General features: G+C 63.2%; 22 protein-coding genes and 2 pseudogenes. 10 read left to right on the forward strand and 14 right to left on the reverse strand.

What is annotated here, in order from left to right; translation table 11 throughout:
- Positions 1-66 precede the first annotated feature (66 nt).
- The 3 genes from ACRHIG_RS02195 to ACRHIG_RS02205 are packed head-to-tail and all read right to left on the reverse strand — an operon-like array spanning position 67 to position 2,564.
- Positions 67-2,136: a M13 family metallopeptidase gene (locus tag ACRHIG_RS02195; protein ID WP_489629248.1), complete on the reverse strand. Its 2,070-nt coding sequence runs from the start codon at positions 2,134-2,136 to the stop codon at positions 67-69.
- On the reverse strand, positions 2,133-2,327 hold the full coding sequence (locus ACRHIG_RS02200) for a hypothetical protein (RefSeq protein WP_489629249.1): 195 nt from the start codon (positions 2,325-2,327) through the stop codon (positions 2,133-2,135). Before ACRHIG_RS02200 ends, ACRHIG_RS02195 begins: the two co-directional genes overlap by 4 nt.
- Before the next feature lie 15 nt (positions 2,328-2,342).
- Positions 2,343-2,564: a hypothetical protein gene (locus ACRHIG_RS02205; RefSeq protein WP_489629250.1), complete on the reverse strand. Its 222-nt coding sequence runs from the start codon at positions 2,562-2,564 to the stop codon at positions 2,343-2,345.
- Between the two features lie 364 nt (positions 2,565-2,928).
- Here ACRHIG_RS02205 and ACRHIG_RS02210 point away from each other — a divergent pair, with 364 nt between their 5' ends.
- From ACRHIG_RS02210 to ACRHIG_RS02220, 3 genes are all read left to right on the forward strand, one after another.
- Positions 2,929-4,371 carry a S41 family peptidase gene (locus ACRHIG_RS02210; RefSeq protein WP_489629251.1) on the forward strand — a complete coding sequence of 481 codons (1,443 nt, stop codon included), beginning with the start codon at positions 2,929-2,931 and terminating at the stop codon, positions 4,369-4,371.
- Between the two features lie 185 nt (positions 4,372-4,556).
- The gene (locus ACRHIG_RS02215; protein ID WP_489629252.1) at positions 4,557-5,678 is read left to right on the forward strand and encodes a beta-ketoacyl-ACP synthase III; all 1,122 of its coding nucleotides are present in this window, start codon (positions 4,557-4,559) and stop codon (positions 5,676-5,678) included.
- A gap of 210 nt (positions 5,679-5,888) precedes the next feature.
- The gene (locus ACRHIG_RS02220; RefSeq protein WP_489629253.1) at positions 5,889-7,601 is read left to right on the forward strand and encodes a cation:proton antiporter domain-containing protein; all 1,713 of its coding nucleotides are present in this window, start codon (positions 5,889-5,891) and stop codon (positions 7,599-7,601) included.
- A gap of 62 nt (positions 7,602-7,663) precedes the next feature.
- Here ACRHIG_RS02220 and ACRHIG_RS02225 read toward each other — a convergent pair.
- Positions 7,664-9,708, reverse strand: a pseudogene (locus tag ACRHIG_RS02225) (oxidoreductase).
- A gap of 159 nt (positions 9,709-9,867) precedes the next feature.
- Between ACRHIG_RS02225 and ACRHIG_RS02230 the strand changes: the two are divergent.
- Complete coding sequence (locus ACRHIG_RS02230; protein ID WP_489629254.1) at positions 9,868-10,449, forward strand: SRPBCC family protein; 582 nt, start codon at positions 9,868-9,870, stop codon at positions 10,447-10,449.
- A 15-nt stretch (positions 10,450-10,464) separates the two neighbouring features.
- Here ACRHIG_RS02230 and ACRHIG_RS02235 read toward each other — a convergent pair whose 3' ends face one another.
- From ACRHIG_RS02235 to ACRHIG_RS02250, 4 genes are all read right to left on the reverse strand, one after another.
- Positions 10,465-10,920, reverse strand: coding sequence for a hypothetical protein (locus ACRHIG_RS02235; protein WP_034752899.1), 456 nt, complete (start codon positions 10,918-10,920; stop codon positions 10,465-10,467).
- A gap of 42 nt (positions 10,921-10,962) precedes the next feature.
- Positions 10,963-11,403: a DUF2721 domain-containing protein gene (locus tag ACRHIG_RS02240; protein ID WP_034783716.1), complete on the reverse strand. Its 441-nt coding sequence runs from the start codon at positions 11,401-11,403 to the stop codon at positions 10,963-10,965.
- 112 nt (positions 11,404-11,515) lie between these two features.
- Positions 11,516-12,472, reverse strand: coding sequence for a prolyl aminopeptidase (gene pip, locus ACRHIG_RS02245; protein WP_475416960.1), 957 nt, complete (start codon positions 12,470-12,472; stop codon positions 11,516-11,518).
- 78 nt (positions 12,473-12,550) lie between these two features.
- Positions 12,551-13,033 carry an Lrp/AsnC family transcriptional regulator gene (locus tag ACRHIG_RS02250; protein WP_034752896.1) on the reverse strand — a complete coding sequence of 161 codons (483 nt, stop codon included), beginning with the start codon at positions 13,031-13,033 and terminating at the stop codon, positions 12,551-12,553.
- A gap of 152 nt (positions 13,034-13,185) precedes the next feature.
- On the opposite strand from ACRHIG_RS02250, the gene ACRHIG_RS02255 reads away from it, so the two are divergent.
- A complete protein-coding gene (locus ACRHIG_RS02255; protein ID WP_489629255.1) occupies positions 13,186-13,806 on the forward strand; it encodes a LysE family translocator in 621 nt (206 codons plus the stop codon).
- Here the strand turns inward: ACRHIG_RS02255 and ACRHIG_RS02260 are convergent.
- The 5 genes from ACRHIG_RS02260 to ACRHIG_RS02280 form a co-directional block, all read right to left on the reverse strand.
- Positions 13,743-15,176, reverse strand: coding sequence for a hypothetical protein (locus tag ACRHIG_RS02260; protein WP_489629256.1), 1,434 nt, complete (start codon positions 15,174-15,176; stop codon positions 13,743-13,745). The two genes, ACRHIG_RS02255 and ACRHIG_RS02260, sit on opposite strands and share 64 nt — an antisense overlap.
- Before the next feature lie 119 nt (positions 15,177-15,295).
- On the reverse strand, positions 15,296-16,036 hold the full coding sequence (gene phbB / locus ACRHIG_RS02265; protein ID WP_086137253.1) for an acetoacetyl-CoA reductase: 741 nt from the start codon (positions 16,034-16,036) through the stop codon (positions 15,296-15,298).
- A 213-nt stretch (positions 16,037-16,249) separates the two neighbouring features.
- Positions 16,250-17,428 carry an acetyl-CoA C-acetyltransferase gene (locus tag ACRHIG_RS02270; protein ID WP_034783723.1) on the reverse strand — a complete coding sequence of 393 codons (1,179 nt, stop codon included), beginning with the start codon at positions 17,426-17,428 and terminating at the stop codon, positions 16,250-16,252.
- 222 nt (positions 17,429-17,650) lie between these two features.
- On the reverse strand, positions 17,651-18,136 hold the full coding sequence (locus tag ACRHIG_RS02275; RefSeq protein ID WP_489629257.1) for a phasin family protein: 486 nt from the start codon (positions 18,134-18,136) through the stop codon (positions 17,651-17,653).
- Between the two features lie 129 nt (positions 18,137-18,265).
- The gene (locus tag ACRHIG_RS02280; protein ID WP_475416956.1) at positions 18,266-19,174 is read right to left on the reverse strand and encodes a LysR family transcriptional regulator; all 909 of its coding nucleotides are present in this window, start codon (positions 19,172-19,174) and stop codon (positions 18,266-18,268) included.
- A 118-nt stretch (positions 19,175-19,292) separates the two neighbouring features.
- Between ACRHIG_RS02280 and ACRHIG_RS02285 the strand changes: the two genes are divergently transcribed.
- The 4 genes and pseudogenes from ACRHIG_RS02285 (at position 19,293) to minE (ending at position 23,568) form a co-directional block, all read left to right on the forward strand.
- Entirely contained in the window at positions 19,293-21,485 is a 2,193-nt protein-coding gene (locus tag ACRHIG_RS02285) for a 5-methyltetrahydropteroyltriglutamate--homocysteine S-methyltransferase (RefSeq protein ID WP_489629258.1), read from the forward strand.
- A 228-nt stretch (positions 21,486-21,713) separates the two neighbouring features.
- Positions 21,714-22,463 carry a septum site-determining protein MinC gene (gene minC / locus ACRHIG_RS02290; protein WP_489629259.1) on the forward strand — a complete coding sequence of 250 codons (750 nt, stop codon included), beginning with the start codon at positions 21,714-21,716 and terminating at the stop codon, positions 22,461-22,463.
- Between the two features lie 37 nt (positions 22,464-22,500).
- On the forward strand, positions 22,501-23,316 hold the full coding sequence (gene minD, locus ACRHIG_RS02295; protein ID WP_034752889.1) for a septum site-determining protein MinD: 816 nt from the start codon (positions 22,501-22,503) through the stop codon (positions 23,314-23,316).
- Between the two features lies 1 nt (position 23,317).
- Positions 23,318-23,568, forward strand: a pseudogene (minE, locus tag ACRHIG_RS02300) (cell division topological specificity factor MinE).
- 3 nt (positions 23,569-23,571) lie between these two features.
- Here the strand turns inward: minE and ACRHIG_RS02305 are convergent.
- On the reverse strand, positions 23,572-24,075 hold the full coding sequence (locus ACRHIG_RS02305) for a hypothetical protein (RefSeq protein WP_489629260.1): 504 nt from the start codon (positions 24,073-24,075) through the stop codon (positions 23,572-23,574).
- 168 nt (positions 24,076-24,243) lie between these two features.
- Here ACRHIG_RS02305 and ACRHIG_RS02310 point away from each other — a divergent pair, with 168 nt between their 5' ends.
- A complete protein-coding gene (locus tag ACRHIG_RS02310; protein WP_046681910.1) occupies positions 24,244-24,933 on the forward strand; it encodes a response regulator transcription factor in 690 nt (229 codons plus the stop codon).
- Positions 24,934-24,961 lie beyond the last annotated feature (28 nt).

A 24,961-nucleotide genomic window follows, 5' to 3' on the forward strand; every position in this document is an offset into this window, starting at 1 on the left:
GGTCGGCTTAGCCCGGAGGGCGTAAGCCGACAACATGGTGAGCGCCATCGGTATGTCGGATGACACTTACCAGATGATCACGCGGTTTTCCGGCGCGACATACATCTTGTCGCCCGGTTTCACGCCGAACGCTTCATAGAAGCCAGGCTGGTTGACCATGGTGCCGTTCGCGCGGTACTGGCCCGGCGAATGCGGGTCGGTCTTGATCTGCACGATCTGCTGCGCTTCGCGCATCTTGCTGCGCCACACCTGGCCAAAGCCCATGTAGAAGCGCTGGTCGCCCGTCAAGCCGTCCAGCACGGGCGCCGGCTTGCCGCCCAGCGAGATTTTATAGGCTTTGTAGGCAATCGCCACGCCCGAGTTGTCGGCGATGTTTTCGCCCAGGGTCAGCGCGCCGTTGACGTGGTAGCCCGGCAATGGGCTGTAGCCATCGTACTGCTTGGTCAGCGCGTCGGCCTTGGCCGCGAAGTTCTTGCGGTCGGCCGGGGTCCACCAGTCGCGCAGGTTGCCGTCGCCATCGGACTGGCTGCCCTTGTCGTCGAAGCCGTGGCTGATTTCATGGCCGATGACGGCGCCGATGGCGCCATAGTTGACGGCGTCGTCCGCGTTGGCATCAAAAAACGGCGGCTGCAGGATGGAGGCGGGGAAGACGATTTCATTCATCGTCGAGCTGTAATAGGCGTTCACCGTTTGCGGCGTCATGCCCCACTCTTCGCGGTCGATCGGTTTGCCCAGCTTGGCCACCTGGCGCGCGGAACCGAAGTTGGCGGCACGCATCATGTTGCCCACCAGGTCGCCCTGGACGATTTGCAGCTTCGTGTAATCGCGCCATTTGTTCGGATACGCGATCTTCGGCGTGAACTTGGCCAGCTTGGCTTGCGCTTCCTTCTTGGTCTCCGGGCTCATCCAATCCAGGGTGTCGATGCTGTCCTTGTAGGCAGCCAGCACGTTCTTCACCAGTTCCTGCATGTGCGCCTTGCGCTCGGCCGGGAAATATTGCGCGACATACAGCTTACCGACGGCTTCGCCCAGCACGCCTTCGACGGCGCCCACGCCACGCTTCCAGCGCGGCTGGTTTTCCGTCACGCCGCTGAGTACCGTGCCGTAGAAGGCAAAGCTCTCGTCGACGAAGTTTTTCGACAGGTAGCTGGCATAGCTGCGCAGCAACTGCCATTCGAAGTACGCTTTCAGGGTATCCAGGTCGGCAGACGCCAGCACCTTGTTGTAGCCGGCCAGGTAGCTCGGCTGGTTGACGATGACGTAATCGACCTTGTTGGCAATGCCCAGGGCGGCCAGGCCGGACTTCAGGTCGTAGCCCGGGGTCAGGTCGTTCAGTTTATTGATGTCGGTCTTGTTGTAGCGTTTCACGGGGTCGCGGTTCTCGACCTTGGTCCATTGCACTTCGGCCAGCGATGTTTCCAGGGCAACGACCGCCTTGGCGCGGGCGGCGGCGTTCTTGTCGCCCGCCATGGCCAGCATTTTTTCCACGTGCGCCTGGTATTTTTCCTTCACGCCCGCCTGCTTGGCTTCCAGGTAATAGTCGCGGTCGGGCATGCCCAGGCCGCTTTGGCTCACATACGCCGCATATTTGGTCGAGGCACGCGCATCCTGGCCCACGTAGACGGCGTACGGGGTCGACACGCCCGTCTGGCTCAGGTGGGCGATCAGGGCGGGCACGCCCTTCTTGTCGCGCAGCGAGCGGATGCGGTTCAGTTCGCCGGCCAGCGGCTTCGTGCCCAGCGCTTCGAGCTTGGCTTCATCCATGTAGCTGGCGTACAGGTCGGCAATCTTCTGCGCTTCGGAACCGGCCTTCTTGGTCTTGTCCTGTTGCGTGGACTCGATGATGCCGCGCAACTGCGGCGTCGTGTCGTCGCGCAGCTTGGCGAACGAACCCCAGCTCGACTTGTCAGCAGGAATCTCGGCCGTGGCCAGCCACTTGCCGTTCAAATGGGTGAAGAAGTCGTCCTGCACGCGCACGGCGGGGTCGATGTACTGCACGTCGATGCCTGAAACGACGCCAGCGGCGGCAGGCGCCACGGTCGGTGCGGCCACGGCGGATACGGGTTCGGCAGCATGGGCAAACGCAGCCAACAGGGTCAGGGTCAGGGTCAGACTGCTTAAGAGATAGCGATTCACGAATTGTCCTTATGGGGCATGTCAAAAAGACCGGGCAGATAGCTGCGGGCGGATAGCCCGCCGCGCCGGGCGCTACGGGAATGTAGCACGCGGCCATGCCTTTTGGCCATCATTGCCCCGGGAACTGCCCGGGAATTGCCGCGCAGTTCGGCCAGGCTCAAGGGGCTTTCATTGTCCAGGCCGGCGAGCATGGCGTGGGCTGGAGCTTATCCATACAGATACAGCAGGTCGTCGATCAGCGCCCGCTCCTGTTGCGTGAACTGCGTGTCGTTGAACTGTCCGATATCTTCGAGCACACCCCGAATCGGCACTTGCCGTGACGGATCCTGAACGATGTCGATCAACAGGCCGGCATCGGGATACCGCCCCTGCAGATACTTTTCAATCAGCGCTGTGAGCGCGGCGCGTGCCTGCAAATCAGTTAACATTTTTTATCCGCTGCCAAGGAAGAAGCACCAGTCTAAATGAGCTTGAGCCCGCGGATAAAAAAGCCTGCGTCCGTGGACGCAGGCAAAACCACTTCGGGTCGAGAATGCGAGTCCACTATAGGGCCGCCGCACACGCTTTTTTCGACTCTTACAAATGCTTACTCCCCTCAAGACCAACTACACATCGCATACAAAACCGCAACATATGGCAAGCTGACAGCCCCGTTTTCGCGCGTAGACTGGCCCCAGGCACGCTTTTTCCACGGCCGGCCCACGCCGGCAGAGATTCAGGTCTATACTTTCAGGAAAGCGCCGCTCCACGGGGACTGGCGCTTGTGCAAGACACGCTAGCTGCAAAGGTGCAATGATGGGCAAACTCAAAAATACCGGCTTGATCGGCCTGGGCGTGGTGGCCGGCGTCGCCGTGTCGCTGCAATTTTCCGCCATGGCGCAAAAAACCGTCGAGCCGCCCCTGCCGCTGGAAGAGCTGCGCCAGCTGGCCGACGTGTTTGGCCTGATCAAGTCCGACTACGTCGAGCCCGTGGAAGACAAGAAACTGCTGGAAGACGCCATTGCCGGCATGGTCGCCTCGCTCGACCCCCATTCCGCCTACCTCGACAAGAAAGCCTACGCCGAGCTGCGCGAAGGTTCCGAAGGCAAGTTCGTCGGCCTGGGCATCGAAATCGGCCTGAGCGAAGACGGCTACATCAGGATCGTCTCGCCCATCGAGGATTCGCCCGCCTACCGCGCCGGCATCAAGGCCGGCGATTTGATCACCCGTCTGGATGGCCAGCCCGTGAAAGGCGTCAGCCTGGACGACAACGTCAAGCGCATGCGCGGCGAACCGGGCACCAAGGTGTCGCTGACCATTGCCCGCAAGGATGAACCGCAGCCGCTGGCGTTCACCATCACGCGCGAGGAAATCCATCAAAAGAGCGTGAAGGCGAAGATGGTCGAACCCGGCTACGCCTGGCTGCGCGTGTCGCAATTCCAGGAACCGACCGTCGACGACATGGCCGCGCAGATCACGGCGCTATACAAGCAGGACCCGAACATCAAGGGCATGGTGCTGGACCTGCGCAACGATCCGGGCGGCGTGCTGCAGGGCGCCATCGGCGTCTCGGCCGCCTTCCTGCCGAAGGACGCGGCCATCGTCTCGACCAACGGCCAGTTGCCGGACTCGAAACAGGTGTTCTACGGTCGCGCCGAATACTATACCTTCCGCTCGGAAGGCGACGCCCTGGCGAAATTGCCGGCCGCCATCAAGAAAGTGCCGCTGGTGGTGCTCGTCAACACGGGTTCGGCCTCGGCCTCGGAAATCGTCGCTGGCGCCCTGCAGGACTACAAGCGCGCCACCATCATCGGCACGCAAACCTTCGGCAAGGGTTCCGTGCAAACCATCCGCCAGCTGACGGCCGACACGGCCGTCAAGCTGACGACGGCCCGCTACTACACGCCGAACGGCCGCTCGATCCAGGCCAAGGGCATCGTGCCCGACCTGCTGGTCGACGAGAATGCGGACGGCGACGGCTTGAACGGCCTGCGCATCCGCGAAGCGGACCTGACCAAGCACCTGAGCAACGACCGCGACCAAGAAAGTGCCAAGGCCGCGCCCGTCAACGACGAGATGGAAGAGCAATTGCGCATCATCGCCCTGGAAAAGACCCGCAAGCCGCTGGAATTCGGCAGCCAGGACGATTTTCAATTGCACCAGGCGCTGAACCACCTGAAGGGCTTGCCGGTGCAACTGGCCAAGGCAGAACCGGTGGTGGTGCAGGCCGACGTCAAGAAAGAACAGCAGAAGTAAGCAGCAGCGCCAGCAGCACAGAGGGGGCGCCATGCCCCCGGTCACCCGTCCACGCGACAAAAATCAATCTTCCGCCACACTTCCCCCGCCCCCGCAGCACGAAACTCTCTACAGTCGAGCCCGTTTGTGTAAAATTTGCTTCACTTATCGGCGCCGCGCCGATTGCCAAATTTGAAAGTTTAACCATGAAACAAGTCGTCATCAGCGGTACCGGACTGTATACGCCGCCCTTTTCGATCTCCAACGAAGAGCTGGTCACCTGCTTCAATGCCTACGCGGAAAAGTTCAATGCCGACAACGCCGGCGCGATCGCCGCGGGCGAGGTGACGGCGCTGGAGCTGTCGAGCGTGGCCTTCATCGAAAAGGCGTCCGGCATCAAGTCGCGCTTTGTGATGGAAAAGGAAGGCATCCTCGACCCGGCCCGCATGGTGTCGCGCATTGCGGAACGGGGCGATGACGAACTGTCCTTGCAGGCGGAAATGGCCGTCGCCGCCGCCAAAGACGCCCTGGCGCGCGCCGGCCGTACGCCGGCCGACATCGACATGGTGCTGGTAGCGTGCAGCAATATGCAGCGCGCCTACCCGGCCATGGCCGTGGAAGTGCAGGATGCGCTCGGCATCGACGGCTATGGTTTTGACATGAACGTGGCGTGTTCGTCCGCCACTTTCGGCATCCAGCAAGCCGTGGCCGCCGTGCAAAGCGGCCAGGCGCGCGCCGTGCTGGTGTTGAATCCCGAAATCACCAGCGGCCACCTGAACTGGCGCGACCGCGACAGCCATTTCATTTTCGGCGACGCCTGCACCGCCATCATCGTCGAAGCGAAGGACACGGCCGTCTCGCAGCACCAGTTCGAGATCATCGGCACGGAACTCAAAACGCGCTTCTCTAACGCCATCCGCAACAATTTCGGCTTCCTCAACCGTTTTGACGAGTCCGGCGTGGGCAAGGCCGACAAATTGTTCCGCCAGCAAGGGCGCAAAGTCTTCAAGGAAGTGTGCCCGATGGCGGCCGAGATGATCAAGGCGACCCTGGCCAAGGCCGGCGTGGAAGTGGCGCAAGTGCGCCGCTACTGGCTGCACCAGGCTAACCTGAACATGAACCTGCTGATCGCCCGGCTGATCCTGGGCCGCGACGCGGAAGCCAATGAAGCGCCCGTGATCCTCGACACCTACGCCAACACCTCGTCGGCCGGTTCCATCATCGCCTTCCATAAATATCAGGATGACATGGCGGCAGGCAGCACCGGCGTCATCTGCTCGTTCGGCGCCGGCTATTCCATCGGCTGCGTGGTCGTGCGCAAGCTCTGAGCGCATGGGTGTAACATCGCCTGATTCCTGAATTAGGCGATGTTCGTGATGGATAGGCGGGCGTTCGCTTCCTGCTGGACGAAGATATAGCACAGGTTTTTTGCGATAAAGCCGCAGGAAATTTTCCGGCAGGGGCTTTGATGCGTTTATACTTGGTCGCTGAGCAACATCTTTTTCCATCCGCACGTCCCCATAAGGAACCCCACACGCATGCCCCATGACATCAGCCTGATCACCACCATCGCCGCCGCCCTCGGGTTCGGCCTCATCTTCGGCTTCATCGCCGCGCGCCTGAAACTGCCGGCCCTGGTCGGCTATCTGGCCGCCGGCATCATCATCGGACCGGCCACGCCCGGTTTTGTGGCGGATGCGGAAATAGCGGGACAATTGGCGGAAATCGGGGTGATGCTGATGATGTTCGGTGTCGGCCTGCACTTTTCCATCGAAGATTTGTGGGACGTGCGCAAGATTGCGCTGCCCGGCGCCATCCTGCAGATCGGCGTCGCCACGGCGATGGGCATGGGCCTGGCCCACTGGTGGGGCTGGACCCTCGGCGGCGGCCTGATCTTTGGCCTGGCCCTGTCCGTGGCCAGTACCGTGGTGCTGCTGCGCGCGCTGGAAGAACGGGGCATCCTCGACTCGCTCAACGGCCGCATCGCCGTCGGCTGGCTGGTGGTGGAAGACCTCGTCACCGTATTGGTCCTCGTGCTGCTGCCGGCGTTCGCCAGTGTGCTCGGCGGCAAGGTCGCGCCCGATGCCGAGGCCGTCAGCCTGTGGCAAACCCTCGCCGTGACCCTGGGCCAAGTGGCCGGCTTCATCATCTTCATGCTGGTCGTGGGCCGCAAGCTGTTCCCGTGGATACTGTGGCAAGTGGCGCGCACCGGTTCGCGCGAACTGTTTACCCTGTGCGTGATCGCCGCCGCCGTCGGCATCGCCTACGCCTCGACCAAGCTGTTCGGCGTGTCGTTCGCGCTGGGCGCCTTCTTCGCCGGCATGGTGCTGCGCGAGTCCGAACTCAGTCACCGCGCCGCGGAAGAGTCCCTGCCCCTGCGCGACGCGTTCGCCGTGCTGTTCTTCGTGTCCGTCGGCATGCTGTTCGAGCCGACCATCCTCATCGACAAGCCCCTGCAAGTGCTGGCCGTGTGCGCCATCATTATCTTCGGCAAGTCGATCGCCGCCTTCCTGCTCGTGATGGCCCTGCGCTATCCGCCGAAGACGGCCATCATCGTCTCGGCCAGCCTGGCGCAGATCGGCGAATTCTCGTTCATCCTGGCCGCCCTGGGCCTGTCGCTGGGCCTGATGCCGCAGGAAGGCCAAAGCCTGATCCTGGCCGGCGCCATCCTGTCGATCGCCCTCAACCCGCTCGTCTTCAGCATGGCCAAGCCGCTGCTGCGCGTGATCGGCAACAGCGATTTCGCGCGCAAGTTCGAACGCACCACGGACCCGCTGGCCGAGCTGCCGATGACGGTGCCGCAGGAAAAGCTGTCGGGCCAGATCGTCCTCGTCGGCTACGGCCGCGTGGGCCGGCGCATCGCCGCCGCCCTGATGGAACGGGGCATCCACTTTGTCGTGGCAGAGGAAAACCGCGAAATCGTCGACCAGCTGCGCAAGCAGGGCATCCCGGCCGTGGCCGGCAATGCGGGCGAGCCGGCCGTGCTGATCCAGGCGCACATCACGCACGCCACCATGCTCGTCATCGCCACGCCGGACACCTTCCACGTGCGCGCCATGATCGAGACGGCGCGCGCGCTGAACCCGCACATCTTGACGGTGGTGCGCACGCACAGCGAGGAAGAGGCGGAATTGCTGCGCGCGGAAAACGCGGGCAAGGTGTTCATCGGCGAGCACGAACTGGCGAATGGCATGGCCGAGCACGTGCTGCAGAGTTTTGAGACGGCGAAGAAGGGGCATGGCGGACACTAAGCCAGCGCCAGCATCCGTTTCATCCAGCAAGCCTGCCCGCTACCCAGCCGGCAGGCTTTCTTTTACAGGCTGGCGGCCAGTTCCGCCCCTTCCCGTATCGCCCGCTTGGCGTCGAGTTCCGCCGCCAGCGCGGCGCCGCCGATCTTGTGGAAACGGGGACCGCCCGCCACCAGCGGCTTGCCATCCTTGCCGGCTGGCGGCATGAGCTCCGTCAAGCTGTCCTGGCCCGCGCAGATGATCACGTTATCCACCGCCAGCAGGCGCTGCTCGCCGCCCACGGTGATGTGCAAGCCCTGCCCGTCGATCCTGTCGTAGGTCACGCCGGCCAGCATGGCCACGCCGTTGCGCGCCAGCGCCGCCCGGTGCACCCAGCCCGAGGTCTTGCCCAGTCCCGCGCCCACTTTCGACGTCTTGCGCTGCAGCAGGAAGATCTGCCGCACGGGATGCGGCGCGGCGGGCGGCACCAGACCGCCTCCCGTCGCCGCGTTCAAGTCCACGCCCCACTCGCCCGCCCACGTCGCCACCGGTTGCGGCAGCGGGTGCGCCGGGTCATGCAGCAGATACTCTCCCACGTCGAAACCGATGCCGCCCGCGCCGATGATGGCCACGCGCGCGCCCACAGGCTTCTTCGCTTGCAGCACGTCCAGATAGGACAGCACGGTCGGGTAGTCGATGCCGGGAATGGCCGGCAGGCGCACCTTGATGCCGGTGGCGACGATGACGTCGTCGTAGCCGCCGGCCAGCAATTGCTCGCGCGTGACGCGCTGGCCCAGACGCAGCTTGACTTCCAACAGCGCCAGCCGGCGCGCAAAATAGCGGATGGTTTCCGTGAATTCTTCCTTGCCCGGTATCTGCATGGCCACCTTGAACTGGCCGCCCACGCTGTCGCTGCTGTCGAACAGCGTCACCTCATGCCCGCATTCGGCCGCCACGCAGGCGGCGGACAGGCCGGCCGGCCCGGCGCCGACGACGGCCACGCGGCGCGGCACGGCCTTTTTCGCGTACACGAGTTCCGTTTCATGGCAGGCGCGCGGGTTGACCAGGCAGCTGGCGCGCTTGTTGGCGAAGGTGTGGTCGAGGCAGGCCTGGTTGCAGCCGATGCAGGTGTTGATCTCGTCCGCGCGGCCCGCTGCCGCCTTGGCGACAAAATCAGGGTCGGCCAGGAAGGGGCGCGCCATCGACACCAGGTCGCAGTCGCCCCGCTCCAGGATGGCATTGGCCTCGTGCGGCATGTTGATGCGGTTCGACGCCACCACGGGAATGGTGACTTCGCGGCGCAGGCGGCCCGCCACACTGGCAAACGCGGCGCGCGGTACCGAGGTGACGATGGTGGGGACCCTTGCCTCATGCCAGCCGAAGCCCGTATTCAGAATGGTCACGCCCGCCTGTTCCAGCGCCTTGGCCACCGTCACCACGTCGTCCAGGTATTGCCGCCCTCGACCAGGTCGAGCAGCGAATGGCGGTACATGATGATGAAGTTGGGGCCGACGGCGGCGCGGATGCGGCGCACGATCTCCACGGGCAGGCGCATGCGGTTCTCGATCGTGCCGCCCCAGCGGTCCTGGCGCAGATTCGTGCGCGCGCACAGGAACTGGTTCAGCAGATAGCCTTCGCTGCCCATCACTTCGATGCCGTCGTAGCCCGCCTTTTGCGCCAGGCGCGCGCAGCGCACGTAGTCGCAGATGGTGCGCTCTATGCCACGCTCGCTCAAGGGACGGGGGCGGAACGGCGAGATCGGCGATTTTTTTGCCGACGCCGAAACGACGAACGGCTGGTAGCCGTAGCGGCCCGCATGCAGGATCTGCATGACGATCTTGCCGCCCTCCTCGTGCACGGCGCGCGTCACCTTGCGGTGGTTGGGCACGTCGCCGAGGAAATTCAAGGTGCCGCCGAACGGCAGCAGCCAGCCTTGCCGGTTCGGCGAGATGCCGCCCGTGACGATCAGCCCCACGCCGCCGCGCGCCCGTTCGCGGTAAAACGCGGCGAGCTTGCCATAATGATAGAAGCGGTCTTCCAGGCCCGTGTGCATGGATCCCATGATGACGCGGTTGCGCAAGGTGGTAAAACCCAGGTCGAGCGGGGCCAGCAGATGGGGATAGGCAGTCATGGTAATCGGTCCGGTAAGGTGGTTGCAGGCCGTACGGTAGCAAGCATTGCCGCTTGCCGCAGCGACTTTCTCTAGACCGGGAGTTCTAAATCGCCCCGCGCGCCGGCCGGCGATGCGTACAGCTTGTGCCGGGCGGTACTTTCCCGTAGGCTAGGTGGCATGAAGCGACTCCTCCTCTGCCTGCTGATGCTGTGCGCCGTCCCCGCCACCGCGCTGGCGCAGGCGATACGCCTGGACAAGCTGAAGGTCGACGTCCGGCGCATCGAGGTCGGCGGGCAGCGCATGTATGAAGTCGATGCCAGCGGCAGCGTGCTGGCGCCGCCGGCCTCCGTGTGGAAGACCCTGACCACCTACGAGCGCATGAGTGAATTCGTGCCCGACCTCAGTTCCTGCCGCGTGCTGTCGCGCAATGGCAATGAAGTCATCATCGAGCAACAGGGCATGGCGCGCTTCCTGTTCATGAACCATGCGATCCACCTGGTGGTGCGGGCCACGGAAACGCCGTTCACGGCCATCGACATCGCCCTGATCTCGGGCGACATGCGACATTACGAATCGCGCTGGCAACTGTCTCCCGTGCCCGAGACGGGCGGCACGCGCATCGTCTTTTCCAGCCGGCTGATGCCGGGCTTCTATGTGCCCGGCATGCTGGGCACGACCATGATACGCGGCGATATCGAGCGCATGATGGCGGCCGTGCTCACCCGCATCGACAGCCAGTACGCGGACAAGGCCGGATAACCCAGGCCAGGCGCCTTACGCCAGATAGGTATCGCGGTCGCGGATTTCCGCGAAGTTTTCCAGGCTGCCCAGCTTCACCGTGACGGGGTTCAGGCTGGCCTGCGGCTGCATCGAGCGCCAGGCGAACAGCCATTCCTGCTCGGGCGCCTCGGCGCGCGTCTTGGTGAAGGCGGCGCCCAGGGCGGCGCGCTGGCCGTATTCGACCAGGCCATCGATGCCGGCCCAGCTGGGCAAGGTGCGCTGCACGGCGCGGTGCAGGCGTTCGCCGAATTCTTCCGTATTGTGGATGATCAGACAGGCGTCGGCCGGGGCGAACAGGTCGAACAGTTGCTTGTCCCACACTTGCGAAAAGCTCAGGGTCAGGCAGTTGCCCGCCGGCGCCAGGCGGAACTGGCCCAGGCTCAGCGCCAGCTCGAGTTCGCTGCGCTGGCCGTAGCGGTGCAGGGTGGGGGGACGTTTGTAATCGTGCATGCTGGACTCGTTCTTCAATAGTAGGGTAGACCGGCGCGCCGCCTAGCGGGGCGGGCGGATATGGCGCCGGATGCGCTGGGCCGTGGCGGCCAGGTAAATTTCGCGCAGTAAATAAATAAAACAGCCGATCAGGCAAATCACGGCCAGCACAAAGAAGGCCGCGATGTATTTGTCCAGGGTCAGGTTCAGAATATCGCCCAAAAACAGCATGGCGATGATGACGCAGACGAAGAAACCGCACGCCGTGCTCAGCGAAATCGAATAATTGATCAGATGGGTGCGCCGATACAGCGTATCTAGCTCATCCATATAGAAATCGTTGTAGCCGATGTCGAGCCGGTCTTCCAGCACGCGCGTGCGGTCGATGATGCGGCCCAGGCGGTTGGTCAGCACCACCAGCATGGTGCCGATACCGGTCAGCAGGAAAACCGGCGCAATCGCCAGCTGGATGATATGGCCGATGTCGCCGATCTGTATGTTCATGGATAAAAAGTCGTGGGTTCACACCGGCGCCCGACCGTGGCGCCAGCACAGGCCATAGTGTAGCAGGTGGCGCACGCCGGCTGGCCGCTTTGCCAACCGGCGTGTTGCAAGATCATGCGAAGCCGCGCCCCGGTACGAAGCGCTCGGTGGCGCGCACCAGCGCCGAAGCGATGCCGTGCTCGAGCGCGCCATGGCCCGCGTCCGGGATCATCTCCAGCTGGGAACCAGGCCAGGCTTGCTGCAGGCGGTAGGCGGACAGCGGCGGGCAGATGGCGTCGTAGCGGCCCTGCACGATGACGGCCGGCAAATGCGCGATGCGCCCCATGTTGCGGATCAGCTGGTCTTCCTCGAAGAAGCCGAGATTGGCCATGTAATGCGATTCGAGCCGGCCCACGCCCAGGTCCAGCGCATCGTTCGGCGCATCTTCCGGCTGCGGCATCAGGTACACGCGGCGGCCCTCGAAGCGGCTCCAGGCGCGCGCCGCCGGCCAGTACACGGCGGGATCGCTGCTGAGAATGCGCTTCACATAGGCGGCCAGCAGGTCGCCCCGTTCCTCGAGCGGAATGAGGGCGGCGAATTCCGCGTACAGTTCCGGATAGAACCAGCGCACGCCTTCGATGAACCAGTCGATTTCCGCCTGCGTACACAGGAAAATGCCGCGCAGCACGAAACCGAGGCAAGCCGCCGGATGCGCCTGGCCATACGCCAGCGCCAGGGTCGAGCCCCACGAGCCGCCAAACACCAGCCATTGGGCAATACCGAACTGGGCGCGCAAGCGTTCGATGTCCTCGATCAGCAGCTGCGTCGTGTTGTTGCGCCATTCGCCCAGCGGCGTGGACTTGCCGGCGCCGCGCTGGTCGAACAGGATCACGCGGTAACGCTGCGGATCGAAGAAGCGGCGGTGCTGCGGCGACAGGCCCGCGCCGGGCCCGCCATGCAGGAACAGCACGGGAATGCCGTCGGGGTTGCCGCACTCTTCCCAGTAAATGGTGTGGATGTCATCGACGGCCAGCATGCCGTGCCGGTTCGGCATCAGGGCGGGAAACAGGGGGGACAAAGAATCGGGCATGGCGGTCCTTGGAATGGCGGTCAGGGCGCCAGGCACGATTCCTGGCAACTGTTCCAATTATAGTGCGCCGCCGCCGGCTCAGGCCAACAGCAGGGGCAGGCGGTTCGACGACTTGATTTCGCGCATCGACAGGCTGGACTGGATTTCCGCCACGCCGGGCAGACGGCGCAGCACGGTCGAGACGAATTCGCCATACGCTTCCAGGTCGCGCGCCACCACTTGCAGGAAATAATCGGCTTCGCCCGCCACATTGTGGCACGACAAGATCTCGGGAATGGTCGCGATGGCTTGCTCGAACTGCGACGGCTGCTCGCCGCCATGGTTGGCGAACACGACCCGCACGAACGCGACCAGGCCGATACCCAGCTTCTTGCGGTTGAGCAAAGCCTGGTAGCCGGTAATAAACCCTTCCTCTTCCAGGCGGCGCAGACGGCGCCAGACGGGGGTTTCGCTCAGTTTCAAGCGCTCGGCCAGGCGCGCATTCGACAGCCGTCCTTCATCCTGCAACAGCCTGAGTATCTGCAAATCGGTGGCGTCGAGGCTAACTTCTGAAATTTTCATCTAATTTTTGTTTTTATACGAGTGGAATCTACCCAAATACTAGGGCATGCAGGGCAGGAAAAGCAAGCACATTTCATCGCGACAAGAACATAATGGGGCCCGGCGAGCAGGCTGCAGCGTGCGCATGCTCCCGCTTTCTTTTCGACTGAGCCATGTCCGATTCTACCTTCCTGATGTACCTGCTGGCACTGGCCGGCGCCTTTTTATTGCCGGGACCCGACATGGCGCTGGTGCTGGCGACGGGCGCCGCGCGCGGCGTGGCCACGGCGCTGGTGACGGCCGTGGGCATCGCCGGCGCGCGCGCCGTGCACGTGGCGCTGTCGGGCGCGGGCCTGGCGGCGTTGATGGTGACGCATCCGCAAGCCTTGCAGTGGGTCAAATGGGCGGGCGCCGCCTACCTGCTGTACCTGGCGCTACGCCTGCTGCAATCGGCCCTGTCCACCAAAACGGCCCAGGAAACGGCCGCCCCCGCCACGGCGCACAACGCCCGCGCCAGCCTGGTGCGCGGCTTCCTGACGAATCTGCTCAATCCGAAGGCACTGCTGTTTTGCAGCATGTTCCTGCCGCAGTTCGTCGCCGGCGGCGACAGCGTCGGCCTGCAATACCTGCGCCTGGGCGCCATCCTGGTGCTGGTGGGCCTGCTGTTCGACGCCATCTACGCCGTGCTGGCCGCCCGTCTGGCGCGCCGCCTGCGCGGCAAACCTTCGCCTTACGGCAAGTTCGTGCTGCCCACCGTCTTCGTCTTGCTGGCCGGACGGCTGGTGCTGGGCTGATCTGTCAGCGGCGGCGCGCCGCCGGCAAAGAAGGCGGGGTCATCGCGCTGCAGGTTGCGTTCCAGGTCGTTGACCTTGCGAAACTGCCGCAAGGCCGGCGCCATGGCCCGCCCCGCATCCCAGCTGCGCCAGGCATTGGCCGCATCGAACTGCGCCAGCAAGGCGTCGCCCAGGTCCTGGTACACGGCCGCCATCTGCGGTTTTGCCTGCAGCACTTGCAGATACAAGGCCGTCGCTTGCGGCCATTGCCCCAGCTTGGCGCGTAAATTCCCCTCGAACAAGGCCAAGACGGGCTGCGCCAGTCCCGTTTGCTTTCTCAACTCCTGCACGCTGGCCAGCGCGGCCGCGATACCCTCCTGGTCCTTGGCCAGCAATCCCCGCGTCAAATCATGGATGGGTTCGCATTCCTGCATGGCCAGTATCTGCTGGGGCGACAGCTTGTCGACCAGTTCGCCCGTGGAAAAATGATCTTCCAGCATGGTCAAGAAAGCCTCGAAGGGCTGGTCTGCGGCAAAGAGTTTTTCCGCCTCGGCCCGCAACGCAGGGTGGACCTGGGGTCCCGGCGGCGGCAGCAGCGCCGCCTGCGCCAGCACGCGCTCGAGCGGGGACGCATCGGCTGCCAGCGGACGGGGCCGGTAGGCGGCCAGGGAATACGTGGAGGGCGCACCCGCCGTCATGGCGCTGATGCGGAACTGCCGCGTCAGCGTGCCGCCCACCTCCTGGTAATGCAAGGTGAATGCGGCGGGAATGCGCTTGCCATCGGCCAGCATCTTCAGCAGCAGCGGGTGGCCGCCCCAGGTGTAGCGCAGGTACTGGGCAAAGGCCGTGGCGTCGTCGCCGCTGACGGGGCTGCCGGCTATCCCCAGGCGCAGCAGGGGCTGCCCGTCAAGCGACCACAGCACCGCGCCGTCGAGCACCTGGGGCACGAGCGCGCCATGCCGCTTGCCAGCGAGCACGGACAGCGCTTGCTCTTCATACACGGACGGCGTGACGTGGGCTTGCAAGCCGCCCGCCTCAAGCACGCCAGCCATGCCCTTGCGGTGGCCGATCTCGATACGGCGCAAGCCCGCCACGTCGAACAGCGAATACGTGTCGTAGGTCGAAGCCGCCGTATCGATGACGTGCCGGCGGCGCGTGGCGAAATCGAGCACGGACAAGCGCTTGCCATCGCGTACGCTCAGGTAATGCGGGCCCAGCACGACGTCGCTTTCCTGAATATCGCGCGCGGGCAAGCTGGTTTTCACGCCGGGCTGGTTGACGCGCTCGGTAACCACCGTGACGTGGAATGCGACGCTGGCCTGGGCCGCGCTGGCGCCCAGAAGAAGGATGGCGGCCACGCTGGCGCGGCGCAAGGCAGGAACAAGAGTCATGGAGGATGATGCGTTGAAGAAATGCTGATTCTAAGGCAAATCCGGCGCCCCTCTTGTTTTGCTGGCAAGCATAAAAAAAGACAGCCGCAGCTGTCTTTTCTGTTGTATCTCAATACCGGTTACGACATGTGCTGGCCGCCGTTGATCGAGATATTCGCGCCCGTGACGAACGCTGCTTCATCGGAAGCCAGGTAGGCGACCAGGCCGGCCACTTCTTCCGGCTTGCCCAGGCGCGCCATCGGAATTTGCGGGATGATTTTGCTGTCGAGCACTTCCTGCGGAATCGCCATGACCATCTTGGTGCCGATGTAGCCTGGCGAAATGGTGTTGACGGTGACGTTCTTGCGCGCCACTTCCAGCGCCAGGGACTTGGTGAAGCCATGCATGCCGGCTTTCGCGGCCGCATAGTTGGTCTGGCCGAAAGCACCCTTCTGACCGTTCACGGACGAGATATTGATGATGCGGCCCCAGCCGCGTTCCACCATGCCGTCGCAGACGGGCTTGGTCATGTTGAAGACGGAATCGAGGTTGGTGCTCATCACGGCATCCCAGTTCGTCTTGTCCATCTTCTTGAACGTCATGTCGCGCGTGATGCCGGCGTTATTCACCAGCACGTCGACAGGACCGATTTCCGCTTCCACGGCCGCCACGCAGGCCGCGGCCGAATCGTAGTCGGCCACATCGCACGGATACGCCTTGAAGTCGTAGCCCATGTCCTTGGTCGTCGCCAGCCATTCCGCGACCTTCGGATTACCCGGGGAATAGGTCGTCACCACGCGATAGCCGAGCGCCGCCAGCTTGAAACACACCGCTTCGCCCAAACCGCCCATGCCACCAGTTACCAATGCAACTCTTGCCATTTTCATCCCCTCAGTGTCGTTCTATTGCTAAAAAGTTAATAATTTAGTTGAAGCGATCCATACCGCCGATCCATCCAGCGGCCGATTACATCGAACCTGACCGTAGCGAGCGGCAGCGAGTTGTGGCTAAGAAGCGCAACCGTGCTTCCAGCACGGCGAGCATCGCAGGCCGCAAATCGCGACGCGCAGTAGGTCAAGTTCGATTGTCCACCACTAGTCGCGTTCGATCGCCAGAGCCACGCCCATGCCGCCGCCGATGCACAGCGCGGCCAGGCCTTTCTTGGCGTCGCGGCGTATCATTTCGTGGATCAGGGTGACCAGGATGCGCGCGCCCGAGGCGCCGATCGGGTGGCCGATGGCGATCGCGCCGCCGTTCACGTTGATCTTGCTGGTATCCCAGCCCATTTCCTTGTTGACGGCAATCGCTTGCGCGGCAAACGCTTCGTTGATTTCCATCAAGTCCAACTCTTCATGCGTCCAGCCGGCCTTTTTCAGGCACAGACGCGAGGCAGAGACGGGACCCATGCCCATGACGGCCGGGTCCAGGCCCGACGAGGCGTAGGCCTTGATGCGCGCCAGCGGCTTCAAGCCCAGTTCCTTCGCTTGCGAGGCCGACATCATGATCACGGCGGCGGCGCCATCGTTCAGGCCCGAGGCATTGCCGGCCGTAACGGTGCCGTCCTTGGCGAACGCGGGGCGCAGGCCGGCCAGCGATTCCAGGGTCGAGCCGGGCTTGATGTATTCATCGCTGTCGAAGACGACGGTGCCTTTTTTGTTGGCGATTTCCAGCGGCAGGATTTCATCCTTGAACTTGCCCGCCTTTTGCGCCGCTTCCGCCTTCAGTTGCGACTGCAACGCGAATTCATCCTGCTCGGCGCGCGTCACTTCGTATTTCTTGGCGACGTTTTCCGCCGTGATGCCCATGTGGTACTGGTTGTACACGTCCCACAGGCCGTCGACGATCATGGTGTCGATCATCTTGAAGTCGCCCATGCGGAAACCGTCGCGCGAACCGTTCATCGCGTGCGGCGAGGCGCTCATGTTTTCCTGGCCGCCGGCGATGATGATGTTGGCGTCGCCGCACTTGATCGCTTGCGCCGCCAGGTGCGTGGCCTTCAGGCCGCTGCCGCACACCTTGTTGATGGTAAAAGCGGGAATGCTGCTCGGCAAGCCAGCCTTGATGACGGCCTGGCGCGCGGCGTTCTGGCCGACGGCGGCCGTCAGCACCTGGCCCAGGATCGCTTCGCCGATCAGGTTCGGGTCGATGCCGGTTTGTGCCAGCAAGCCCTTGATTACATGCGCGCCCAGTTCGGACGCAGGAATCTTGGCCAGACTGCCACCGAATTTGCCGACTGCGGTACGGCCGGCGGCCACGATTACGACATCATCCATTTATTTCTCCGATATGCAGGCCACGAGGGCCAAGGTCAAGGTGCTAATAGAATCCAATTGGAATCCAGTGAATCCGGGAAGACGCAGCAAGCTGCGTTTCATTCTAGCGCGGCATGCGCCGCAGTTCCAGCGCCGCACCGCAGGCGGCGGCGATGACGGCCTGCTTGCGGTGGCGGCGGGCAACCTGGCGCGGCGGATAGCCGCTGCCGGGCCGCAACACGCTTAGGCCTGGCGCGCAGGACGCGTGTTTTTATTTTTATCATACCCTTCATCGGCGCCGCCGAAAGTGGTTTTTAGAAAATTATTGAAGGGAATAATCAGGGGCACGGGCGTTTGCTTTACCACCTGCAACAGCTCGCCAAATTTTTGCCGCGATGCAGCAAACTCACCCTTTGTCACCGTATCGAATTTCTCCTGGGTTTCTTGGGCAACATCCTTTGCCTGGCGGCCATATGCACCGATGCGTTCGATGGCCAGTTGCGACTGCGTGCGCGACAGCTGCAGCAGCGCTTGCGGATCCTTCACGGACAGCAGCTGATTGCCCGCTACCGTAGCGGCGGCCAGCGCCGCGCGGGCCGCGTCGAGCTGCAAGTCCAGCACGCTGGCGCCGCTGTCGACGGCAGCCTGGGCATACGCTTGCGCGCTGATCAATTGCGCTTCCACCACGGCCTTGCCAGCCAGTGCCCATTGTTCGGAAAATGAAAACATGTCGTTCCTCCCCAAAGAGTAGGCGACGCCATGTTGCGCCGCACAGTACTCAACTGTAAGCGGTGGTTCATTACTGAACCTTGATATTTATCAAGCTTTGCTGTTGGTTTGTTTCCAATTCAACGTTGATCAGGACAACAACTTGATACCGTCGAGCGAGGCCGCGCACTGCTCGCGTATCACGCTGACGAAATCGCGCACGTACGCCTTGTCCTGCAACGGCTCCGGCACGGACACGTACAAATCGCTCCACAAGCCATGCTCGCCCACCGGGCGCGCCACCACATAATCGTAATCGACGTAATTCTTGATGGCCCAGTTCGGCAAGGCGGCGATGCCGCGCCGGCTCGCCACCAGTTGCAGCACGGCCACCGTCAGTTCGGCCGTGCGGCGCTCGAAGACGATGCCGGCCGGCTTCAATACTTCGCGGATCAGGTCGATGCGCTCTTCCGGCACGGGATAGGTGATCAGGGTCTCGCCCGTAAAGTCGGCCGCCATCAGCCGGCGCTGCGCCTGCAGCCGGTGCTTCTGCGCCATCACCACCAGCATTTCAAAGCGGAACAGGGGAAACACGGTGAAGTCGGGGCCGTACGGCGAGCCGATCACGAGATCCGCCTCGCCCGAGCGCAGCAAGTCCGCCGGCTCGCTGTGAAAGCCGGAGACAAGATCGATCTCCACTTCCGGCCAGCGCTGGCGGAACGCATCCATCACGGGCATGAGCCAGTCGAAACAGGTATGGCACTCGAGCGCCACGCGCAGCTGCCCCTTGTCGCCCTGCGACAAACGCGCCACGTCGCGCTCGGCCAACTCGATCTCGGGCAGCAGCTTGTCGGCCAGGGCCAGGAGCCGGCTGCCCGTGGCCGTAAACGCGATCGGCATCGACTTGCGCTCGAACAAGGGTGCGTTATAGCGCTCTTCCAGCAAACGGATCTGGTGCGACAGCGCCGACTGGGTCAGATTCAGCAATTGCGCGGCGCGCACCAGGCTGCCGGAGGAGCGCAGCGCACTCAGGGTGCGCAGGTGGCGGATTTCTAGCATCGGGAAAATGAGGTTGGTGCGTGAATTATTTTCATGTTATTCGGTAAAATGTTTCGTTTTGATTATAGATCAAGTTGCCGCACACTCTAGCGCATTCACATTAAATCTCGATGACATCATGCCCATTCGTACCCACATCCTTGGCTTTCCCCGTATCGGCGCCGCGCGCGAACTGAAATCGGCGCTGGAAAGCCACTGGCGCGGCGAGATGTCCGAGGCGGCCCTGGAAGCGACGGCTCAACAATTGCGCGCACGCCACTGGGCGCAGCAACGCGACGCGGGCCTGGCCTACGTCACCGTGGGCGACTTCGCCTTCTACGACCAGGTGGCCAGCCATATCCAGCTGCTGGGCTGCGAGCCGGCGCGTTTTGATTTCGGCGCGGAACAATCGCCGCTGTCGCGCTATTTCACGATGGCGCGCGGCGGTACCGACCAAGCGGAGCATGCCGGCTGCAGCCACGGCCATGCGCTGGAAATGAGCAAGTGGTTTGACACCAATTACCATTATCTGGTGCCCGAATTGTCGCCGCAGACCCGCTTTTCGCTGGCGTGCGAGCGCCTGCTGGCGGAAGTGGCCGAGGCGCAGGCGCTGGGCCACGAGGTCAAGGCGGCCCTGATCGGCCCCCTCACCTTCCTGTGGCTGGGCAAGGAAAAGACGGCGGGCGAGTCGGCATTCCACCGCCTGGCCCTGCTGGAACAATTGCTGCCCGTTTACGGCGCCCTGCTCGACCGCCTGAAGCAGCAAGGCGTGGCCTGGGTGCAGCTCGACGAACCGATCCTGGGCCTGGACTTGCCCCATGCGTGGCGCAGTGCCTTTGAAAGCGCCTACTGGCAGCTGAACCAGGTGGGCGTCAATATCCTGCTGGCCACGTATTTCTCGCCGCTGGAAGAAAACCTCAGCCTGACGTGCCGCCTGCCCGTGGCCGGCCTGCACGTGGACGGCATCCGCGCGCCGCATGAATTGACCAGCGTGACGGACTGGCTGCCCGCGCATAAAGTCTTGTCGATCGGCATCGTCGATGGCCGCAATATCTGGCGCACCGACCTCGACGCGGCCCTGGCCGTGCTGCAGCCGCTGGCGGCCAAGCGCCACGGCCACCTGTGGCTGGCGCCGTCGTGCTCGCTGCTGCACGTGCCGTTCAGCCTGGAGGCGGAGACGGAGCTCGATGGCGACATCAAGAGCTGGCTGGCGTTTGCCACGGAAAAGCTGGAGGAACTGTCCCTGCTGAAAGGTGCGCTGGAAGGCCGTCCCGACGATACCGCGCTGGCGAGGTCCCGCCGTGCCATCGCCAGCCGCCGCGCCAGCCCCCGCGTGCACCGTGCGGCGGTCGCGCAGCGCCTGCAAGCGCTCACGCCCACCGTGGACCGCCGCGATTCCAGCTTCCCGCAGCGCCAGGCCATGCAGCACGCGCGTTTCCAGTTACCCGATTTCCCGACGACGACCATCGGCTCCTTCCCGCAGAGGCCGGCCATCCGCGCCGAAATCGCCCACGCCGTGGGGCGCCAGGAAGCGCTGGGCCTGGACGTGCTCGTACATGGCGAAGCGGAACGCAAGGACATGGTCGACTACTTCGGCGAACAGCTCGACGGGTTCGCCTTCACGCGCCATGGCTGGGTGCAATCGTACGGCTCGCACTGCGTGAAACCTCCCGTCATCTATGGCGACGTGCAGCGCCCCGCCGCCATGACTGTCAAATGGACGGTGCACGCGCAAAGCCTGACGGGCAAACCGGTGAAGGGCATGCTGACGGGCCCGGTGACGCTCTTGCAATGGTCGTTCGTGCGCGACGACCAGCCGCGCGCCGCCACGGCGCTGCAGATCGCCCTGGCCATCCGCGACGAGGTGGCAGACCTGGAAACGGCCGGCATCGGCATCATCCAGATCGACGAGCCGGCCATCCGCGAAGGCTTGCCGCTGCGCCGCAGCCAGCGGGACGCCTGCCTGGACTGGGCCACGCGCGCCTTCCGCATCGCCGCTTCCGTGGTCAAGGACACGACGCAGATCCACACCCACATATGCCATGCGCAGTTCAACGACGTCCTGCCGCAGATCGCCGCCATGGACGCCGACGTCACCACGATAGAGACGAGCCGCTCCTACATGGAACTGCTGACGGGCTCAGGCCAGTTCCGGTACCCGAACGAAATCGGCCCCGGCGTGTACGGCATCCATTCACCGCGGATTCCCTCGACCGTCGACATGGTGACATTGCTGCAAAAAGCCAGCGGCTTGAAGATGCGGGGCTGGGCGGAAACGGAGGCGGCCTTGAAAAACATGGTGGCGGCGGCACGGCAGATGCGCGCCGCTTAATCCTGGACCAGCGCCGCCAGGGCGCATTCTCGGCGGCTTGCAGGGCGGCGCAGCGGTTTTCCGGGGCGCCGCCCGTTTTTTTGACATGAAGTAGGTGTTGCCCTGCGGAATAGCACGCGCCAGGCCCCTGATGCTGATTTTTTTGCAGTAGAATGCAAGAAATTTACTGCTCCCATTGTTGCCGTACGGAACATCTGGCCTGCCGCAGTTTCACTTTGATAAATGTTTATGTCCAAAAGCCCGTCGCAGAAGCCTATCGAAATCAAGATTTCCACCGTCGTTGCAGTCTCCGCCATTCTGCATAGCGCCGATACGCAGGCACTCGATGCCGCCTTGCGCGACATGACGGGAGGCGTGGCGGACTTTTTCGAGGACGACCTGGCCGTGCTGGACGTGGCGGCCTTGCCGCCCGGCAGCGTCCCCATCGACTGGGCCGCCCTCGTGGCCCTGCTGAAAAAATACCGTTTGAATGCCGTGGCCGTGCGCAATGCGCCGGCCGACATGCATGACGCCATCCTGGCGCAAGGCTTGAGCCTCGACAGCGGCAAGACGCGCGACGATGCGCCGCCCAAGGATGGTCCCAAGGATACCCCCACGGCGGCCGCCCAGGCGGGCGCCGACGCGCAAGTGATGGTGATCGACACGCCCGTGCGGGCCGGCCAGCGCATCTATGCGCGCGGCTGCGACCTGATCATCACCGCCGTCGTCAACAATGGCGCCGAAATCATCGCCGACGGCAGCATCCACGTGTATTCCTCGCTGTACGGCCGCGCGCTGGCCGGCGCCTCGGGCAATCCCCAGGCGCGCATCTTCGCGCTGGCCATGGAACCGGAACTGGTCTCGATCGCCGGCGTGTACCGCACGTTCGAGGATGGTTTCCCCGCGGAAATGGCGCGCGGGCCCGCGCAAATTCGTTTGGCTGGAGACAGAATCGATATACACTCTGTCAATCCGGTCACTCCCGTGAACCGCTCTTAAGCTGCACAATTCAAGAGATATCTGAAAAGGATTATTTGTGGCAAGAATTATTGTTGTGACGTCCGGCAAGGGCGGTGTCGGCAAGACGACCTCTAGCGCCAGTTTTTCCACTGGCCTGGCCATGCGCGGCCACAAGACAGCCGTGCTCGACTTCGACGTGGGCCTGCGCAACCTCGACCTGATCATGGGTTGCGAACGCCGCGTCGTCTACGACCTGATCAATGTGATCAATAAAGAAGCGACCTTGAACCAGGCCCTGATCAAGGACAAGCACTGCGACAACCTGTTCATCCTGCCCGCGTCGCAGACGCGCGACAAGGATGCCTTGTCGGAAGAAGGCGTGGAACGCGTGTTGAACGACCTGATCAACATGGGTTTCGAGTTCATCATCTGCGATTCGCCGGCCGGCATCGAGCATGGCGCGCTGATGGCGCTGACGTTTGCCGACGAAGCCATCATCGTCACCAACCCGGAAGTGTCGTCGGTGCGCGATTCGGACCGCATCCTCGGTATCCTGCAAGCCAAGTCGCGCCGCGCGCAGACGGGCGGCGAACCGGTCAAGGAACATCTGCTGATCACCCGCTACTCGCCGAAACGCGTGGAATCGGATGAAATGCTGTCCTACCAGGACGTGCAGGAAATCCTGCGCATCCCGCTGGTGGGCATCATTCCGGAATCGGAACAAGTACTGGCCGCCTCGAACCAGGGCAATCCTGCCATCCATTTCACGGGCACGGACGTGGCGCAAGCCTATGAAGACGTGGTCTCGCGCTTCCTCGGCGAAGAGGTCGAGTTGCGCTTTACCAACTATGAAAAGCCTGGATTACTCCAGCGCATTTTTGGGGCGAAGTGATATGGCCTTGCTTTCTTTCCTCTTCCCCCCAAGCCGAAGACGGCCACCGCGGCCAAGGAACGCCTGCAGATCATCATCGCCCGCGAACGCAGCGGACGCGATGGTCCGGACTTCCTGCCCGCCCTGCACAAGGAATTGATCGCTGTCATTTCCAAGTACACGAAGGTGAATGCCGACGACATCAAGATATCGCTGGACCGCCAGGGCAACCTGGAAGTGCTCGACGTCAATGTGGTGCTGCCGGACGCGTAAGGTTTACTCCGGCCTGACCGTGAGCAATTCCTGCGCCACCGCGGCGCAGGCGTTCACGTGCTGGTTGCCGATCTGGCGGAATACGGCGTAGCCGATGGCCGCCGCCACTGCCTGGCCGGCGAACGGCACGAAGCGCGCCACCTGCTTGGTGGCAAGCTTGACGCCGCTGCGCTTGAGCAGGTGGAGAATCAGTTCGCGCGACACTAACTTTCCTACCAGCATGCCGCCCATGCCCACCGCCGCGCGGTAGGCCATCATCTTGAACTGCGGGTTCAGGCGCTCGATCTGCTCGGGCGTGAGGCCGAATTCGTGGTTGATATCGTTGATCAGCATGGAAAACAACCCGACATCCGACATCAGGTCGATGCCGGGAATGGGTATGGCCGAGGCGCCGGCCGACATCATGGCGCGCCGCTGCACCAGGCGCCGGCAACGCTCGCGCACTTGCTCGATTTCGGCACGACTGGCCGGTATCAGGGTCCAATCGGTAGTGCTCTTGTCTGGCATGGCCGCTTCTCCGCTAGTAAGGGTAGATGAACAAGTGTAACGTAAAGGGTCAGCCCTCCGATTTCACTGGACACAGTTGCAATCTCTGTTATATTTCACTTGAGCATTCCTTAACATTACGATAAGCAGAGCAGACCGTCTGTTTGTTGCTACACACTCCAGCCCATTATGCGAATTGCCGTACTCGATAGCGACCATAGCCAGGCAGAACTGATCTGCCAGGTGCTCACCGCCGCCGGCCACGCTTGCCACGAGTTTCAGAGTGGCAAGGAAATGCTGGGGCAACTGCGCAAGGACAGTTGCGACATGCTCATCCTCGACTGGCATGTGAGCGATCTGGACGGCGCGGAAGTCTTGCGCCGTGCCCGGGAAAAACTGGCGCCGAAGGCGCCCGTGTTGTTTATGACCAACAGTTCCGGCGAAGACGACGTGGTGGCGGGCATGACGGCCGGCGCCGACGATTACATGATCAAGCCCCTGCGGCGCAGCGAACTGACCTTGCGCACCCAGGCGCTGCTGCGCGTGGCGTACCCGGCCCAGAATGGCGCCGAATACTTGCAATTCGGTCATTACACGTTCGAGACCCGCCCCGGCCGCCTGTTGCGCGATGGCGAAGTGCTGGACGTGACGCACAAGGAATTCGCCCTGGCGCTGCTGTTTTTCCGCAACCTGGGCCGTCCCCTGTCGCGCGCCTACATCCACGAAGCCGTATGGCAGCGCGACACGGCCCTGCCCTCGCGCACCATGGATACGCACGTCTCGCGCGTGCGCAACAAGCTGCAGCTGAAACCGGAACACGGCTACCGGCTCGTGCCCGTCTACAGTTATGGTTATCGACTGGAAAAACTGGGCGGCTGAACGGCGGCAAACGGCTGACCTGCTCAAA

This window comes from Janthinobacterium sp. C22 (assembly GCF_057919405.1).

Bases quoted from the DNA above. Each gene is read 5' to 3' on its own strand.
- ACRHIG_RS02305 (WP_489629260.1), bottom strand. From the start codon at position 24,075: ATGCCAGACAAGAGCACTACCGATTGGACCCTGATACCGGCCAGTCGT.
- ACRHIG_RS02200 (WP_489629249.1), bottom strand. From the start codon at position 2,327: ATGCTCGCCGGCCTGGACAATGAAAGCCCCTTGAGCCTGGCCGAACTG.
- phbB (WP_086137253.1), bottom strand. From the start codon at position 16,036: ATGGCAAGAGTTGCATTGGTAACTGGTGGCATGGGCGGTTTGGGCGAA.
- ACRHIG_RS02255 (WP_489629255.1), top strand. From the start codon at position 13,186: ATGTCCGATTCTACCTTCCTGATGTACCTGCTGGCACTGGCCGGCGCC.
- ACRHIG_RS02270 (WP_034783723.1), bottom strand. From the start codon at position 17,428: ATGGATGATGTCGTAATCGTGGCCGCCGGCCGTACCGCAGTCGGCAAA.
- pip (WP_475416960.1), bottom strand. From the start codon at position 12,472: ATGCCCGATTCTTTGTCCCCCCTGTTTCCCGCCCTGATGCCGAACCGG.
- ACRHIG_RS02210 (WP_489629251.1), top strand. From the start codon at position 2,929: ATGATGGGCAAACTCAAAAATACCGGCTTGATCGGCCTGGGCGTGGTG.
- ACRHIG_RS02235 (WP_034752899.1), bottom strand. From the start codon at position 10,920: ATGCACGATTACAAACGTCCCCCCACCCTGCACCGCTACGGCCAGCGC.
- ACRHIG_RS02215 (WP_489629252.1), top strand. From the start codon at position 4,557: ATGAAACAAGTCGTCATCAGCGGTACCGGACTGTATACGCCGCCCTTT.
- minC (WP_489629259.1), top strand. From the start codon at position 21,714: ATGTCCAAAAGCCCGTCGCAGAAGCCTATCGAAATCAAGATTTCCACC.
- ACRHIG_RS02250 (WP_034752896.1), bottom strand. From the start codon at position 13,033: ATGAAAATTTCAGAAGTTAGCCTCGACGCCACCGATTTGCAGATACTC.
- ACRHIG_RS02205 (WP_489629250.1), bottom strand. From the start codon at position 2,564: ATGTTAACTGATTTGCAGGCACGCGCCGCGCTCACAGCGCTGATTGAA.
- ACRHIG_RS02240 (WP_034783716.1), bottom strand. From the start codon at position 11,403: ATGAACATACAGATCGGCGACATCGGCCATATCATCCAGCTGGCGATT.
- ACRHIG_RS02220 (WP_489629253.1), top strand. From the start codon at position 5,889: ATGCCCCATGACATCAGCCTGATCACCACCATCGCCGCCGCCCTCGGG.
- ACRHIG_RS02310 (WP_046681910.1), top strand. From the start codon at position 24,244: ATGCGAATTGCCGTACTCGATAGCGACCATAGCCAGGCAGAACTGATC.
- ACRHIG_RS02260 (WP_489629256.1), bottom strand. From the start codon at position 15,176: ATGACTCTTGTTCCTGCCTTGCGCCGCGCCAGCGTGGCCGCCATCCTT.
- ACRHIG_RS02275 (WP_489629257.1), bottom strand. From the start codon at position 18,136: ATGTTTTCATTTTCCGAACAATGGGCACTGGCTGGCAAGGCCGTGGTG.
- ACRHIG_RS02230 (WP_489629254.1), top strand. From the start codon at position 9,868: ATGAAGCGACTCCTCCTCTGCCTGCTGATGCTGTGCGCCGTCCCCGCC.
- ACRHIG_RS02280 (WP_475416956.1), bottom strand. From the start codon at position 19,174: ATGCTAGAAATCCGCCACCTGCGCACCCTGAGTGCGCTGCGCTCCTCC.
- ACRHIG_RS02285 (WP_489629258.1), top strand. From the start codon at position 19,293: ATGCCCATTCGTACCCACATCCTTGGCTTTCCCCGTATCGGCGCCGCG.